Below are 13,802 nucleotides of genomic sequence, written 5' to 3'. Positions count from 1 at the left end.
GTCAGCCTCCGGTGACCGGCGGGAAGATCGCCACTTCGTCGCCGGCGGCGAGTCCGCTATCCACGGTCGCCAGCTCCTGGTTGAGCGCGACGCGGAACACGCGGCCTTCGGCCAACTCGTCGGCCCAGGCGCCGCCGCGCGCGCGCAGCTCGGCGAGCAGCGCGCCGACGCTGGCGGCATCGCTCTCCAGGGTTTCGTGATCACGGCCGAAGGCGTCCTTCAGTCGCGCAAAATACAACAGGTTCAGTTTCATCTATTTCGACTCCGGGTCGGCATCCGGCTTGCCGCGCCCGGCCAGCATCACCCACAGGTGAAAGGCCAGCCCGGCCAGCGGCACCAGCGCCATGATGACGACGAAAACCCATTCCAGGGGAGATAGCAGTTCGCTCATGGTGCCAGTGTACGCAAGCCGGCGGCCCAGGCCAATGCGCCGGGTGGCAGAGGGCTGGTTGGCCGAAAGTAGTAGAAGTGGTATCTGCAATACATGTTCTTTACAATAGCGGGATGATTACCTTCGCCCCCGCCCTCCCCCTGTCCGCCACCGTGCGTCGCCGCCTCGGCCGCTGGTGGCCCGAACCCCTGGTCATCAGCCGGCGCGAGCAGCTGGCGGTGGCCGTGGCCGCGCTGGCGGCCATCGCCTTGACCGCGCTGATCACCCACCTGACCGTCGGCGACGCGCCGTGGCTGGTGGCGTCGATGGGCGCCGCCGCGGTGCTGCTGTTCGCCTTGCCGAGCAGCCCGCTGGCGCAGCCCTGGCCGCTGGTCGGCGGCCATGTGCTGTCGGCCGCCATCGGCGTCGTCTGCGCGCGCTGGGTGCCCAATCCCTGGCTCGCCGCCGGGTTGGCGGTCGGGCTCGCCATCTTTGCGATGATCTCGCTGCGCTGCCTGCACCCGCCGGGCGGGGCGATCGCGCTCAACGCCGTGATCGGCGGCCCGGCGATCCACGCCATGGGCTTCGGCTTCGTGCTGTGGCCGGTACTGCTCAACGCCCTCGCCATGCTGGCGCTGGCGCTGCTGCTCAATAACCGCGTGCTGCGCCGCCCGTACCCGCGCCCGCTGCCGCAACCCAACCGCCACCTGATCAGCGATCCCAAGCCGCTGGAGCGTATGGGCATCCGCGACGAGGACGTCGAAGCCGCGCTGGCCGGTTTCAACCACCTGCTCGACATCAGCCGCAGCGACCTGGAACAGGTGATGACCTTGGCCGAGATGCACTCTTACCGGCGCCGCCTCGGCGATATCCGCTGCCGCGACATCATGTCGCGCGACCTGATCAGCCTGCGCCCGGACGCCAGCTTGCAGGAGGCGTGGCGCCTGCTGCGCCGGCACAAGGTGCGCGCGCTGCCGGTGCTCGGCGAGTTCGGCCAGGTGCTGGGCATGGTGTCGCTGGTGGACTTCCTCAAGCGCCTGGACGGCACGCCGCAGGGCCTGCGCGAGCGCGTGGCGAAGCTGTTGGGCGGGCGCGGTGCCGACAACCGCGTGGCGGCGATCATGAGCACGCCGGTGGTGAGCGTGCGCGAGACGCTGCACCTGGTCGAGCTGGTGCCGCTGTTCGCCGACCGCGGCCTGCACCACGTGCCGGTGGTGGGGGCGGACGGTACGCTCACCGGCATGATCAGCCAGTCCGATCTGATCGCCGCCTTGTACCAGGGCAAGCTGGCCGCCTGAGGCGACGTGGCCGCGGGGTGTGGCGAGGTCCGCCGCCGCACCCGCCCATCGCTACGGATCCCCGCCGGCGGCCGCCCTCTGCCTGCGGCCGGTGGCTTGTGCTTATAATGCAAGCATAACCATATCGGGGAGAGGGCCATGCAGGGCAGCATTCTCAGGGGACCGCGCCTGGTCGCGTTGTTTCTCGCCGGTTGCCTGCTGTTCAACTACCCCGTGTTGGCGCTGTTCGATCGCCCGGCCGAGCTGTTCGGACTGCCCCTGCTGTTCGTCTACCTGTTCGCCGCCTGGTTCGGCCTGATCGCGCTGATGGCGTGGATCATCGAGCGTCGGCGCGACTGAGGCGGAACCGACCTTGATCCCGGCCCCCCTCCTCGCCGTCGTCGCCCTACTCTACCTGGGGCTGCTGTTCGCGGTCGCCTGGTGGGCGGACCGCCGCGCCGACCAGCAGCGCTCGGTGATCGCCAACCCCAGCGTGTATGCGCTGTCGATGGCGGTGTACTGCACCACCTGGACCTTCTACGGCAGCGTCGGGCGCGCCGCCGTCTCAGGGGTCGGCTTCCTGCCGATCTACCTCGGCCCGACCCTGGTGATGGCGCTGGGCTGGTTCCTGCTGTTGAAGATGATCCGCAGCGCCAAGGCCAACCGCATCACCTCCATCGCCGACTTCATCGCCTCGCGCTACGGCAAGAGCCAGCTGCTGGGTGGGCTAGCGACGGTGATCGCGGTGGTGGGCGTGGTGCCGTACATCTCGTTGCAGCTCAAGGCGGTGTCCGGCAGCCTCGCCATCCTGCTGCCGCATCCGGCGGTGCTGCTGTCGCGCCCTGCTGCGGCACAGCCGTTCTTTGCCGACAGCACCTTCTACATCGCGCTGATCCTCGCCGCCTTCACCGTGCTGTTCGGCACGCGTCACCTCGACGCCACCGAGCGCCACGAAGGCATGGTGGCGGCGGTGGCGCTGGAGTCGGTGGTCAAGCTGGTGGCGTTCAGCGCCGCCGGCCTGTTCGTCACCTACGGCCTATACGACGGTTTCGGCGATATTTTCCAGCGCGCCCAGGCGGTGGAGCGGCTGCGCGTGCTGGCAGGTTCGCTGGCGGCGGGCCAGGGCTACGCCACCTGGTTCTCGCTGACCTTGCTGGCGGCGCTGGCGATGCTATTCCTGCCGCGCCAGTTCCAGGTGGCGGTGGTGGAAAACGTCAACGAGTCACACCTGAAGCGCGCCATCTGGCTGTTCCCGCTCTACCTGCTGCTGATCAACGTCTTCGTGCTGCCGATCACGCTGGGCGGCCTGCTGCGTTTTTCCGGACAGGGGGTCGACGCCGACACCTTCGTGCTGACGTTGCCGGTGGCCGCGCACCAGGATGCGCTGGCGCTGCTGGTGTTCATCGGCGGGCTCTCGGCCGCCACCGGCATGGTCATCGTCGAGACCATCGCGCTCTCCACCATGGTCTGCAACGACCTGGTGATGCCGCTGCTGTTGCGCTGGACGGGGCTGGCGCTGGGCGGCGCGCGCGATCTCTCCGGCCTGCTGCTGGCGATCCGGCGCGGCGCCATCCTGGCCATCCTGCTGCTCGGCTACCTCTACTTCCGCCTCGCCGGCGAGGCCTACGCCCTAGTCGGCATCGGCCTGATCAGCTTCGCCGCCGTCGCCCAGTTCGCCCCGGCGATGATCGGCGGCCTGTACTGGCGCGGCGGCACCCGTGACGGCGCCCTGGCCGGGCTGAGTGCGGGTTTCCTGGTGTGGGGCTATACCCTGCTGCTGCCGTCCTTCGCCAAGTCCGGCTGGCTGCCGGCCGGCTTCCTCAGCGACGGGCCGTTCGCCCTGGGCCTGCTGCGGCCGCAGCAGCTGTTCGGCCTCAGCGGGCTGGACGAGATTTCGCACAGCCTGTTCTGGAGTTTGTGCGCCAATATCGGCGCCTACGTCGTAGTGTCGCTGCGCCGGCCGCCCACGGCGGTCGAGGCCGGCCAGGCACGACTGTTCGTCGACGCCCTGAAGCTGAGCCGCCCGGTGGGCGTGGCGCTGTGGCGTGGCCGCGCCGACAGCGGCGAACTGCAGACGCTGGTTGGCCGTTTCCTCGGCCCGGAGCGGGCGCGCGCCGCGTTTGCCGGCTACGCGCGGCGGCACGGCGTGGCCGACCCCGCCATGCTGGAGGCCGACGCCGACCTGGTGCACTTCGCCGAGTCGCAGCTGGCCGGCGCCATCGGCAGCGCCTCGGCGCGGGCGGTGGTGGCCTCGGTGGCGCAGGAAGAGCCGCTGTCGCCGGCCGAGGTGATGGAGATCCTCGACGAGGCCTCGCAGCTGCGCCGTTACAGCCGCGAGCTGGAGCGCAAGTCGCAGCAACTGGCGGTGACGACGCGCGAACTCACCGCCGCCAACGCGCGCCTGCAGGAGCTCGACCGGCTCAAGGACGATTTCATGTCGTCGGTGACGCACGAGCTGCGTACGCCGCTGACCTCGATCCGCGCCCTGTCCGAGATCTTGCGCGACGACCCCGACATCCCGCCGCCGGAGCGCCAGCGCTTCCATGCCATCATCGTCGGCGAGACCGAGCGCCTGACGCGGCTGGTGAACCAGACCCTCGATCTGGCCAAGATCGAATCCGGCAACGCCGAGTGGCACACCACCGAAATCGACCTCAAGCAACTGGTGGCGCAGTCGGCCGAAGCCACGGGGCAGCTGTTCCGCGACAAGGAGGTGACGTTGTCGCTCGAGCTGCCGGAACGCGTGCCGCTGCTGCTGGCAGATCGCGACCGGCTGATCCAGGTGATGCTCAACCTGTTGTCGAACGCCGCCAAGTTCGTCGGCCGCGGCGGCAAGGTGACGGTGCGTCTCGCCGAGACCCCGGAGGGGCTGCGCGTGGACGTCGCCGACAACGGCAAGGGCATCGCGCCGGAGGAGCAGCAACTGATCTTCGAGCGCTTCCGCCAGGGCGGCGGCGGCATGACCGACAAGCCCGCCGGCACCGGCCTCGGCCTGCCGATCAGCCGCCACATCATCGAGCACTTCGGCGGCCGGCTGTGGGTGGAGAGCATCCCCGGCGCTGGCGCGACCTTTTCCTTCGTGCTGCCGCGCGCGGCTGTGGGACAATGACATGACATACGCAGCGTTCAGACTGCGACAGGAGACCGGGCATGAGCAAGACACTGTTGATAGCCGACGACGAACCCAACATCGTGATTTCCGTCGAGTACCTGATGAAGCGCGAGGGGTTCGAGGTGCTGGTGGCGGGCGACGGCGAGGAAGCGCTGGCGAAAATTCGGCAGCATCGGCCGGACATCGTGCTGCTTGACGTGATGATGCCCAAGATGAACGGTTTCGACGTGTGCCAGGCGGTGCGCGCCGATCCGGCGCTGGCCGGGGTGCGCATCCTGATGCTGACCGCCAAGGGGCGCGACACCGAGGTGGCCAAGGGCCTGGCGTTGGGGGCCGACGTCTACATGACCAAGCCGTTCTCGACCCGCGAGCTGGTGGAGAAGGTACGCCAGCTGGTCGGTCAATGAGCTGCCGGAGGCCGAACCGATGACGCCGTCGCGCAAACTGGGGCTGGCTGCCGGCACCGTCTGTCTCGTCCTCGTCGCGGCACTGGCGGCCACGGCGTGGCTGGCCTGGCACGCCGCCCGCGGCACCGGGCTCGCCCTCAACGACCTGGTGACGGCGCTGCTGATCCTCGCCCTGCTGCTGTGCGGCAGCGCGGTGGCGGCATTACGCGACGCGGTGGCGCGCTACGTGCGGGCGCCGCTGCGCCTAGCCGAGGAAGTCGCCACCGTGGTGGCCGACGCGTCGCGCCGGGTGAAGACCGACGGCGGCAGCGAGTTGCACGGCCTGGTCCTGGCGATCAACGAGCTGGCGGCGGCGCGCGCGGCGCTGCAGCGCGACGTGGCGGAACAGGTACGCACCGCGCAACGCTCGCTCGAGGCCGAGAAGAACCGCCTCGCGGCGCTGATGGCGGAGCTGCACCAGAGCGTGGTGGTGTGCAACCTCGACGGCCGCATCCTGCTCTACAACCAGCACGCGCGCAGCGAGGTCGGCGACGAGTTGCTGGGGCTGGGGCGCTCGATCTACGCCATTTTCGATCATGGCCTGATCGCCTACGCGCTGGAGAGCGTGGGCCAGCGCCTCGGGCGCGAGAGTGCGCCGGCGGCGGAGTTCGTCGCCGCCACCGCGGCCGGCCGGTTGCTGCGCGTGCACCTGGCGCCGGTGCTGGGCGGCGACGCCCAGGAGGCCGCCACGGCCGCGCCGACGATCGCCGGCTTCGTGCTGATCCTCGACGACATCACCGCCAGCTTCGCCGAGGAGTCGCGGCGCGATACCGTGATCCAGGCCTTTACCGAAGGCGTGCGCGGACCGCTGGGCAGCCTGCGTGCCGCCGCCGAAATGCTGTCGGACTACGGCGACATGGGTGAAGACGAGCGGCGCCGTTTCCTCGGGGTGATCCGCGACGAGGCGCAACAGCTGTCGCAGCGCCTGGAGCATGCCGCCAGCGACTACGGCGACGCCCTCAAGGCGCGCTGGCCGCTGGAGGTGGTGCGCGGCGTGGACGTGGTGACGGCCGCGCTGCAGCGGGTCACGGCGCAGACCGGCGTGCCGTGCAAGGCCGAGGACCTCGACGACACGCTGTGGATCAAGGTCGACAGTTTCTCGCTGTTGCAGGCGCTGAGCTACCTCACCGGCCGCCTGCACGACGAGTACGGCGTGCGCGAGGTGCGCCTGGCGTTGTCCCGCGCCGAACACCACGCCCAGCTCGACCTGATCTGGAGCGGCACCGCCATGAACACCGAGACCGCGATGTCCTGGGAACTCGACGCCATGCGGGGGGCCGGAACCAGCGCGCCGTCGGTGCGCGAGGTGGTCGAGCGCTGCAACGGCGAGATGTGGTTCGAGCGCCAGCGCGCCGCGCACCGCGCCCTGTTCCGGCTGCTGCTGCCGCTGGTCGAGCCGCGCCGCGAGCGTCACGAAGAGACGCGCTTCCTGCGCGGCGGCAGCCGGCCGGAGTTCTACGACTTCGACCTGTTCCGCTGGTCGGAGGGAGGGCACGCCCTCGACGAGCGCCTGCTGTCGGAGCTGTCCTACACCGTGTTCGATACCGAGACCACCGGGCTGGAGCCCGCCGCCGGCGACGAGATCATCCAGATCGGCGCCACCCGCATCGTCAACCGTCGCTTGCTGCAGCACGAGGGTTTCGAGCAGTTGATCGATCCGCGGCGGCCGCTGCCGGAGGACTCGGTGAAGATCCACGGCATCACCCCCGAGATGCTGGCGGGCCAGCCGCCCCTCGACACCGTGCTGCCGGCGTTCCGCGCCTACTGCGCCGACACCGTGCTGGTGGCGCACAACGCCGCCTTCGACATGCGCTTCCTGCAGCTGAAGGAGGCGTCGACCGGGGTGCGTTTCGACCAGCCGGTGCTCGACACGCTGCTGCTGTCGGCGGTGCTGCACCCGAACCAGGAGTCGCACCGCCTGGAGGCGATCGCCGAGCGGCTGGGGGTGACCATCATCGGGCGCCACACCGCGATGGGCGACGCCATCGTCACCGGCGAGGTGTTCCTGAAGATGATCCCGCTGTTAGCGGAAAAGGGCATCCGCACGCTACGCGAGGCGCGCGAGGCGTCGGAGCGGACCTACTACGCGCGCATCCGCTACTGAGCGGGGATAAAAAAACACCGCCGGGCTGTTCAGCCGCGGCGGTGTGATTGGACGGGTCGTGCGCTTGGCGCTGGTGAAAGAAATCGCCGCGAGCGCCCCCAGGCCGGTTCGAGAAGCACAGCCGTACAAGTGGTACGGCGAGCATCGCAGGGCCGGTATGGGGCCGCGCAGCCGATTTATTTCCCAGCGGCTTACTTGACGATCTGCGCCAGCTCGCCCTTCAGGTACTTGTTGGCCATGGTGTCCAGGCTCACCGGCTTGATCTTGCTGGCCATGCCGGCGGCGCCGAAGGCTTCGTAGCGGGCGATCACGATGTCGCGCATGGCGATGGTGCTGGCCGCCAGGTATTTGCGCGGGTCGAACTCTTTCGGGTTCTGGGCCAGGAAACGGCGGATGGCGCCGGTGGAGGCCAGGCGCAGGTCGGTGTCGATGTTGACCTTGCGCACGCCGTGCTTGATGCCTTCCACGATTTCTTCCACCGGCACGCCGTAGGTCTCGCCCAGCTCGCCGCCGAATTCGTTGATGATGGCCAGCCATTCCTGCGGCACCGAGGACGAGCCGTGCATCACCAGGTGGGTGTTGGGGATGCGGGCGTGGATTTCCTTGATGCGGTCGATGCGCAGCACGTCGCCGGTGGGCTTCTTGCTGAACTTGTAGGCGCCGTGGCTGGTGCCGATGGCGATGGCCAGCGCGTCCACGCCGGTGTCCTTGACGAACTGGGCGGCTTCTTCCGGGTCGGTCAGCAGCTGCGAGTGGTCCAGCACGCCTTCGGCGCCGACGCCGTCTTCCTCGCCGGCCATGCCGGTTTCCAGGCTGCCCAGGCAGCCGATCTCGCCTTCCACCGACACGCCGCAGGCGTGGGCGAAGTTCACCACGGTGCGGGTGACGTCGACGTTGTAGGCGTAGTCGGCCGGGGTCTTGCCGTCGCTCTTCAGCGAGCCGTCCATCATCACCGAGGAGAAGCCCAGCTGGATCGAGCGCTGGCAGACGTCCGGGCTGGTGCCGTGGTCCTGGTGCATCACCACCGGGATGTGCGGGAATTCTTCCACCGCGGCCAGGATCAGGTGGCGCAGGAACGGCGCGCCGGCGTATTTGCGGGCACCAGCCGACGCCTGCACGATCACCGGGGCGTCAACCTTGTCGGCGGCTTCCATGATGGCGCGCATCTGTTCCAGGTTGTTGACGTTGAAGGCCGGCAGGCCGTAGCTGAATTCGGCTGCATGGTCCAGCAGCTGACGCATCGAAACGAGTGCCATGGTAATTCTCCAGAATAAGGCAAGGTGCCGTCATCGCGACGGCACCGGTATCAAATCAAAAGGTTGGCCGAAGCCGGTGCCAAACGGCGTTCAGTGCCGGCTGACACCGGACAGCGCCACGCCCGCCGCCATGAACGAGCCGCCGGCGAAGCGGTTCATCCAGGAGAGCCGCAGCGGGCTGTTGAGCCAGTTCCTGAGGCGCGAGCCGCCGGCGGCGTAGGCCAGCTGCCAGCTGCTCTCGATCACGTAGAAGGTGCCGGCCAGCGCCATCAGCTGCGGGCCTTGCGGCGCGCTGGCGTCCATGAACTGCGGGAACAGCGCGGTGAAGAACACGAAGGCCTTGGGGTTGCTCATCGCCACCAGGAAGCCGGTGCGAAAACGCTGCCAGGCGCTGCCTTCGGCGCGCTTGCCGCTATCCGGCCCCTGTGCCAGCGGCTGCGGCGCGGCGCGCCAGGTCTTGATGCCGAGCCAGATCAGGTAGGCCGCGCCGGCGTACTTGACCAGCGAGAACAGCAGTTCGGACGCCGCCAGGATCGCCCCCAGGCCGGCCGCCGAGCCCGCCATGATCAGCCCCAGCGCGCTGAGCAGCCCGGCCAGCGTCGGCAGGGTGCGGCGCACGCCGTAGCGGATGCCGTGCGACAGCGCCAGCAGCATGTTGGGCCCCGGCGTGGCCGAGACGAAGAACACGGTGACGAGGAACAGCAGCCAGGTATTGAGCGACATGGGTTTGACTCCGTTTGGGGTGGCGGACCTTATAGGGTCCGCCAGCTTCGCTGTAGTGTCCAGCCTACTTGGCAGGCTGTTGCGGCGCCGCCACCGTCCAAGACAGGTTCTGTGGTCGTTTTACCGCGCGCGCTGCTGCAGGATCGCCACCGCCGGCAGTTCCTTGCCCTCGAGGAATTCGAGGAAGGCGCCGCCGCCGGTCGAAATGTAGCTGATCTTGTCGGTCACGCCGAACTTGGCGATGGCCGACAGGGTGTCGCCGCCGCCGGCGATCGAGAACGCGTCGGATTCGGCGATCGCCTCGGCCAGCGTACGCGTGCCATGGCTGAACTGCTCGAACTCGAACACGCCGACCGGGCCGTTCCACACCACGGTGCCGGCCTGGGCGACGATGTCGGCCAGGGCCTTGGCCGAATCCGGGCCGATGTCGAGGATCATGTCGTTCTTGGTGACCTCGTCGACCAGCTTCAGCGTGTCCTCGGCGTTCTCGGCGAACTCGCTGGCGCACACCACGTCGGTGGGCAGCGGCACGTCGCCGCCGTGGGCGCGGATCTTGGCGATGACCTTCTTGGCCTCGGCCACCAATTCCGGTTCGGCCAGGGACTTGCCGATGCCGTGGCCTTCGGCCAGCAGGAAGGTGTTGGCGATGCCGCCGCCGACGATGAGCTGGTCGACCTTGTCGGCCAGCGCCTCGAGGATGGTCAGCTTGGTCGACACCTTGGAGCCGGCGACGATCGCCACCAGCGGGCGTGCCGGGGCTTCCAGCGCCAGCGCCAGCGCCTCCAGCTCGGCGGTCAGCAGGATGCCGGCACAGGCCAGCGGGGCGTACTTGGCGACGGCGTGGGTCGAGGCCTCGGCGCGGTGCGCGGTGCCGAAGGCGTCGTTGACGAACACGTCGCACAGGGCGGCGTAGGCGCGGCCCAGCTCGTCGTTGTTCTTCTTCTCGCCCTTGTTGAGGCGCACGTTTTCCAGCATCACCACTTCACCCGGGTGCACCACCAGCGGCTGCTCTTGCCAGCTGTTGTTGACCGGCACGCTCAGGCCCAGCAGTTCGGACAGGCGTTCGGCCACCGGCTCCAGGCTGTCTTCCGGCTTCGGCTCGCCTTCGGTGGGGCGGCCGAGGTGGGTCATCAGGATCACCCCGGCACCGGCCTTCAGGGCGTGCAGGATGGATGGCAGGCTGGCGCGGATGCGGGTGTCGTCGCCGATGGTGCCGTGCTTGAGCGGCACGTTCATGTCGACGCGGATCAGCACGCGCTTGCCGGCGAGGTCTTGTTCGGTCAGTTTGAGAAATTGCATGGCTCTATCCGTACGGACGCCGCGCCGCAGCACGTTGGCCGAAGGCGCGGCGTAGGGCGATCAAAGGCTTACTTGGCGGCGAACAGCGCGCGGGCGGTGCGCAGCATCTGCTGGCAGAAGCCCCACTCGTTGTCGTACCAGGCCAGCACTTTCACCATGTTGCCGTTGGAGACCTTGGTCAGCGTGGCGTCGAACACCGAGCCTTCGGTGCTGTGGTTGAAGTCGGACGAGACCAGCGGCAGGGTGTTGTAGCCCAGGATGCCCTTCATCGGGCCTTCGGCGGCGGCCTTGAGGATGGCGTTCACTTCTTCCACCGAGGTGGCGCGGCCGGCTTCGAAGGTCAGGTCGACCAGCGACACGTTGATGGTCGGCACGCGCACCGCGAAACCGTCCAGCTTGCCTTTCAGCTGCGGCAGCACCAGGCCCACCGCCTTGGCGGCGCCGGTCTTGGTCGGGATCATGTTTTCGGTGGCGGAGCGGGCGCGGCGCAGGTCCTTGTGGCGCACGTCGGTCAGCACCTGGTCGTTGGTGAAGGCGTGGATGGTGGTCATCAGGCCTTTGACGATGCCGAGCTCGTCGTTCAGCGCCTTGGCTACCGGGGCCAGACAGTTGGTGGTGCAGGAGGCGTTGGAGACCACGGTCATGTCGGCGGTCAGCACGTCGTGGTTGACGCCGTAGACGATGGTGGCGTCGACGTCGTCACCGCCCGGCGCGGAGATCAGCACCTTCTTGGCGCCGGCGTCCAGGTGCAGCTGGCACTTTTCCTTGCTGGTGAAGGCGCCGGTGCATTCCAGCACCAGGTCCACGTTCAGCGCCTTCCACGGCAGTTCGGCCGGGTTGCGGGTGGAGAAGAACGGGATCACGTCGCCGTTGACGATCAGGTTCTTCTCGTCGTGGCTCACCTCGGCGGCGAAGCGGCCGTGCACGGTGTCGAACTTGGTCAGGTGGGCGTTGGTGGCCAGGTCGCCCGAGGCGTTGACGGCGACGATCTCGAAATCGCCGCGCAGATTGTATTCGTAGATCGAGCGCAGGGCCTGGCGGCCGATACGGCCATAGCCGTTGATCGCGATGCGAATGGTCATATTGGTTCTCTCCCGGATTTTAACAAGAAGTCTTTGTGTTGCTTGTCGGCCATCCCGTCATGGCGGGATGGCCTTGATTGTATTTATTCAGGATCAGATGACGGCCAGCGTCTGGGCCACCACGTTGTCGACGGTGAAGCCGAATTCCTTGAACAGCACGGAAGCCGGGGCGGATTCGCCGAAGTGGTCGATGCCGACCACGGCGCCTTCCAGGCCCACGTACTTGCGCCAGAAGTCGCTCACGCCGGCCTCGATCGCCACGCGCGGCACGCCGGCGGGCAGCACGCTGGCCTGGTAGGCCTTGTCCTGCTTGTCGAACACGTTGGTCGACGGCATCGACACCACGCGCACCGCCACGCCCTGTTCGGCCAGCGCGGCCTGGGCCTTGAGCGCGAGTTCCACTTCGGAGCCGGTGGCGATCAGCACCGCCTTCAGCTCGCCAGCCGCTTCGCGCAGCACGTAGCCGCCCTTCGCGATGTCGGCGATCTGCTGGGCGCCGCGCGTCACGAACGGCAGGTTCTGGCGGCTCAGGATCAGGTTGCTCGGGGTGGTCTTCTGTTCGATGGCGTGCGCCCAGGCCACGGCGGCCTCGGTGGTGTCGCACGGACGCCAGGTGTTCATGTTGGGGATGTAGCGCAGCGTGGCGACCTGCTCCACCGGCTGGTGGGTCGGGCCGTCTTCGCCCAGGCCGATCGAGTCGTGGGTGAACACGAAGATCGGGTTGATCTTCATCAGCGCGGCCATGCGTAGCGCGTTGCGGGCGTATTCGCTGAACATCAGGAAGGTGCCGCCGTACGGGCGCAGGCCGCCGTGCAGCGTCATGCCGTTCATGATCGCGGCCATGCCGAACTCGCGCACGCCGTAGCTGATGTAGTTGCCGTTGCCCTGGGCGTCGATCCACTTCGAGCCGGACCAGTTGGTCAGGTTGGAACCGGTCAGGTCGGCCGAACCGCCGACGAATTCCGGCAGCAGTGGCGAGAACGTCTCGAGCGCGATCTGGCTCGCCTTGCGCGTGGCCACGGTCTGGGCGGCGTCGTTGATCTTGGCGATGGCGGCGGCCTTGGCCTCTTCCCAGCCCTGCGGCAGCTCGCCCTGCATGCGGCGTTCGAATTCGGCGGCGAGTTCCGGGTAGGCGGCGCGGTAGCGCGCGAACAGGCCGTTCCACTCGTTTTCGCGCGCCGCGCCGGCGTCGCGGGCGCCCCAGGCGGAGTAGATCTCGGCCGGAATCTCGAACGGCGCGTGCGGCCAGTTGAGGTGTTCGCGCGCGGCGGCGATCTCGGCCGCGCCCAGCGGCGCGCCGTGCACATCGTGGCCGCCCTGCTTGTTCGGGGCGCCCTTGCCGATGGCGGTCTTGCAGCAGATCAGGGTCGGGCGGTCGGCCGTTTTCCTGGCGGTCTGGATCGCGGTCTGGATTTCCTCGGCGTCGTGGCCGTCGACGTTGCGGATCACCTGCCAGCCGTAGGCTTCGAAGCGCGCCGGGGTGTCGTCGGTGAACCAACCTTCGACATCGCCGTCAATGGAGATGCCGTTGTCGTCCCAGAATGCGACCAGCTTGCCCAGGCCCCAGGTGCCGGCCAGCGAGCAGGCCTCGTGCGAGATGCCTTCCATCAGGCAGCCGTCACCGAGGAACGCCCAGGTGGTGTGATCGACCACCGGGAAGCCTTCGCGGTTGAACTCGGCGGCCAGCATCTTCTCGGCCAGCGCCATGCCGACGGCATTGGTGATACCCTGACCCAGCGGGCCGGTGGTGGTCTCGATGCCGGGGGCGTAGCCGTATTCCGGGTGGCCCGGGGTCTTGGAGTGCAGCTGGCGGAAGTGTTTGAGGTCCTCGATCGACAGGTCGTAACCGGTCAGGTGCAGCAGGCTGTACAGCAACATCGAGCCGTGGCCGTTGGAGAGCACGAAGCGGTCGCGGTTGGACCAGTGCGGGTTGGCCGGATTGTGCTTCAGGTGATCGCGCCACAGGACTTCGGCGATGTCAGCCATGCCCATCGGGGCGCCGGGGTGACCGGATTTGGCCTGTTCCACCGCGTCCATGGCGAGAAAGCGGATGGCGTTGGCAAGCTCGGTACGGGAGACCATTCGGGAGAAACCTCGAAACTGTAGTGGGTCAACTACGGAAACCGGCCCGGG

At 68.2% G+C, this 13,802-nt stretch carries 12 protein-coding genes; 5 read left to right on the top strand and 7 right to left on the bottom strand.

Features of this window, described 5'->3' with window-relative positions:
* Position 1: 1 nt before the first annotated feature.
* Both AC3WG5_RS12705 and AC3WG5_RS12700 read right to left on the bottom strand, forming a co-directional pair.
* Positions 2 to 253 carry a MoaD/ThiS family protein gene (locus AC3WG5_RS12705; protein ID WP_008955362.1) on the bottom strand — a complete coding sequence of 84 codons (252 nt, stop codon included), beginning with the start codon at positions 251 to 253 and terminating at the stop codon, positions 2 to 4.
* Positions 254 to 391: a hypothetical protein gene (locus tag AC3WG5_RS12700; protein WP_008955361.1), complete on the bottom strand. Its 138-nt coding sequence runs from the start codon at positions 389 to 391 to the stop codon at positions 254 to 256.
* Positions 392 to 504: 113 nt separating this feature from the next.
* On the opposite strand from AC3WG5_RS12700, the gene AC3WG5_RS12695 reads away from it, so the two are divergent.
* The 5 genes from AC3WG5_RS12695 to AC3WG5_RS12675 all read left to right on the top strand — a co-directional run bounded on the left by AC3WG5_RS12695 (position 505) and on the right by AC3WG5_RS12675 (position 7,309).
* Positions 505 to 1,668, top strand: coding sequence for an HPP family protein (locus AC3WG5_RS12695; protein WP_492568948.1), 1,164 nt, complete (start codon positions 505 to 507; stop codon positions 1,666 to 1,668).
* Positions 1,669 to 1,806: 138 nt separating this feature from the next.
* Positions 1,807 to 2,007, top strand: coding sequence for a hypothetical protein (locus AC3WG5_RS12690; RefSeq protein ID WP_008955359.1), 201 nt, complete (start codon positions 1,807 to 1,809; stop codon positions 2,005 to 2,007).
* Between the two features lie 13 nt (positions 2,008 to 2,020).
* Complete coding sequence (locus AC3WG5_RS12685; RefSeq protein ID WP_492568947.1) at positions 2,021 to 4,756, top strand: ATP-binding protein; 2,736 nt, start codon at positions 2,021 to 2,023, stop codon at positions 4,754 to 4,756.
* 41 nt (positions 4,757 to 4,797) lie between these two features.
* Entirely contained in the window at positions 4,798 to 5,166 is a 369-nt protein-coding gene (locus tag AC3WG5_RS12680; RefSeq protein ID WP_008955357.1) for a response regulator transcription factor, read from the top strand.
* A 19-nt stretch (positions 5,167 to 5,185) separates the two neighbouring features.
* Positions 5,186 to 7,309, top strand: coding sequence for a 3'-5' exonuclease (locus AC3WG5_RS12675; protein WP_492568946.1), 2,124 nt, complete (start codon positions 5,186 to 5,188; stop codon positions 7,307 to 7,309).
* Positions 7,310 to 7,500: 191 nt separating this feature from the next.
* On the opposite strand, the gene fba is transcribed toward AC3WG5_RS12675, so the two are convergent.
* From fba to tkt, 5 genes are all read right to left on the bottom strand, one after another.
* On the bottom strand, positions 7,501 to 8,565 hold the full coding sequence (gene fba, locus AC3WG5_RS12670) for a class II fructose-bisphosphate aldolase (protein ID WP_014088755.1): 1,065 nt from the start codon (positions 8,563 to 8,565) through the stop codon (positions 7,501 to 7,503).
* A gap of 90 nt (positions 8,566 to 8,655) precedes the next feature.
* Entirely contained in the window at positions 8,656 to 9,288 is a 633-nt protein-coding gene (locus AC3WG5_RS12665) for a LysE family translocator (RefSeq protein WP_492568945.1), read from the bottom strand.
* Between the two features lie 120 nt (positions 9,289 to 9,408).
* Positions 9,409 to 10,587, bottom strand: coding sequence for a phosphoglycerate kinase (locus tag AC3WG5_RS12660; protein WP_014088753.1), 1,179 nt, complete (start codon positions 10,585 to 10,587; stop codon positions 9,409 to 9,411).
* 68 nt (positions 10,588 to 10,655) lie between these two features.
* Positions 10,656 to 11,669 carry a type I glyceraldehyde-3-phosphate dehydrogenase gene (gap, locus tag AC3WG5_RS12655; RefSeq protein WP_014088752.1) on the bottom strand — a complete coding sequence of 338 codons (1,014 nt, stop codon included), beginning with the start codon at positions 11,667 to 11,669 and terminating at the stop codon, positions 10,656 to 10,658.
* A gap of 93 nt (positions 11,670 to 11,762) precedes the next feature.
* On the bottom strand, positions 11,763 to 13,751 hold the full coding sequence (gene tkt / locus AC3WG5_RS12650) for a transketolase (RefSeq protein WP_492568944.1): 1,989 nt from the start codon (positions 13,749 to 13,751) through the stop codon (positions 11,763 to 11,765).
* Positions 13,752 to 13,802 lie beyond the last annotated feature (51 nt).

Source organism: Pseudogulbenkiania sp. FW507-F1 (assembly GCF_058781125.1).
This window is presented reverse-complemented; position numbering and strand designations above follow the sequence as displayed.

Bases quoted from the DNA above. Each gene is read 5' to 3' on its own strand.
- AC3WG5_RS12705 (WP_008955362.1), bottom strand. From the start codon at position 253: ATGAAACTGAACCTGTTGTATTTTGCGCGACTGAAGGACGCCTTCGGC.
- AC3WG5_RS12700 (WP_008955361.1), bottom strand. From the start codon at position 391: ATGAGCGAACTGCTATCTCCCCTGGAATGGGTTTTCGTCGTCATCATG.
- AC3WG5_RS12695 (WP_492568948.1), top strand. From the start codon at position 505: ATGATTACCTTCGCCCCCGCCCTCCCCCTGTCCGCCACCGTGCGTCGC.
- AC3WG5_RS12690 (WP_008955359.1), top strand. From the start codon at position 1,807: ATGCAGGGCAGCATTCTCAGGGGACCGCGCCTGGTCGCGTTGTTTCTC.
- AC3WG5_RS12680 (WP_008955357.1), top strand. From the start codon at position 4,798: ATGAGCAAGACACTGTTGATAGCCGACGACGAACCCAACATCGTGATT.
- AC3WG5_RS12675 (WP_492568946.1), top strand. From the start codon at position 5,186: ATGACGCCGTCGCGCAAACTGGGGCTGGCTGCCGGCACCGTCTGTCTC.
- fba (WP_014088755.1), bottom strand. From the start codon at position 8,565: ATGGCACTCGTTTCGATGCGTCAGCTGCTGGACCATGCAGCCGAATTC.
- AC3WG5_RS12665 (WP_492568945.1), bottom strand. From the start codon at position 9,288: ATGTCGCTCAATACCTGGCTGCTGTTCCTCGTCACCGTGTTCTTCGTC.
- AC3WG5_RS12660 (WP_014088753.1), bottom strand. From the start codon at position 10,587: ATGCAATTTCTCAAACTGACCGAACAAGACCTCGCCGGCAAGCGCGTG.
- gap (WP_014088752.1), bottom strand. From the start codon at position 11,669: ATGACCATTCGCATCGCGATCAACGGCTATGGCCGTATCGGCCGCCAG.
- tkt (WP_492568944.1), bottom strand. From the start codon at position 13,751: ATGGTCTCCCGTACCGAGCTTGCCAACGCCATCCGCTTTCTCGCCATG.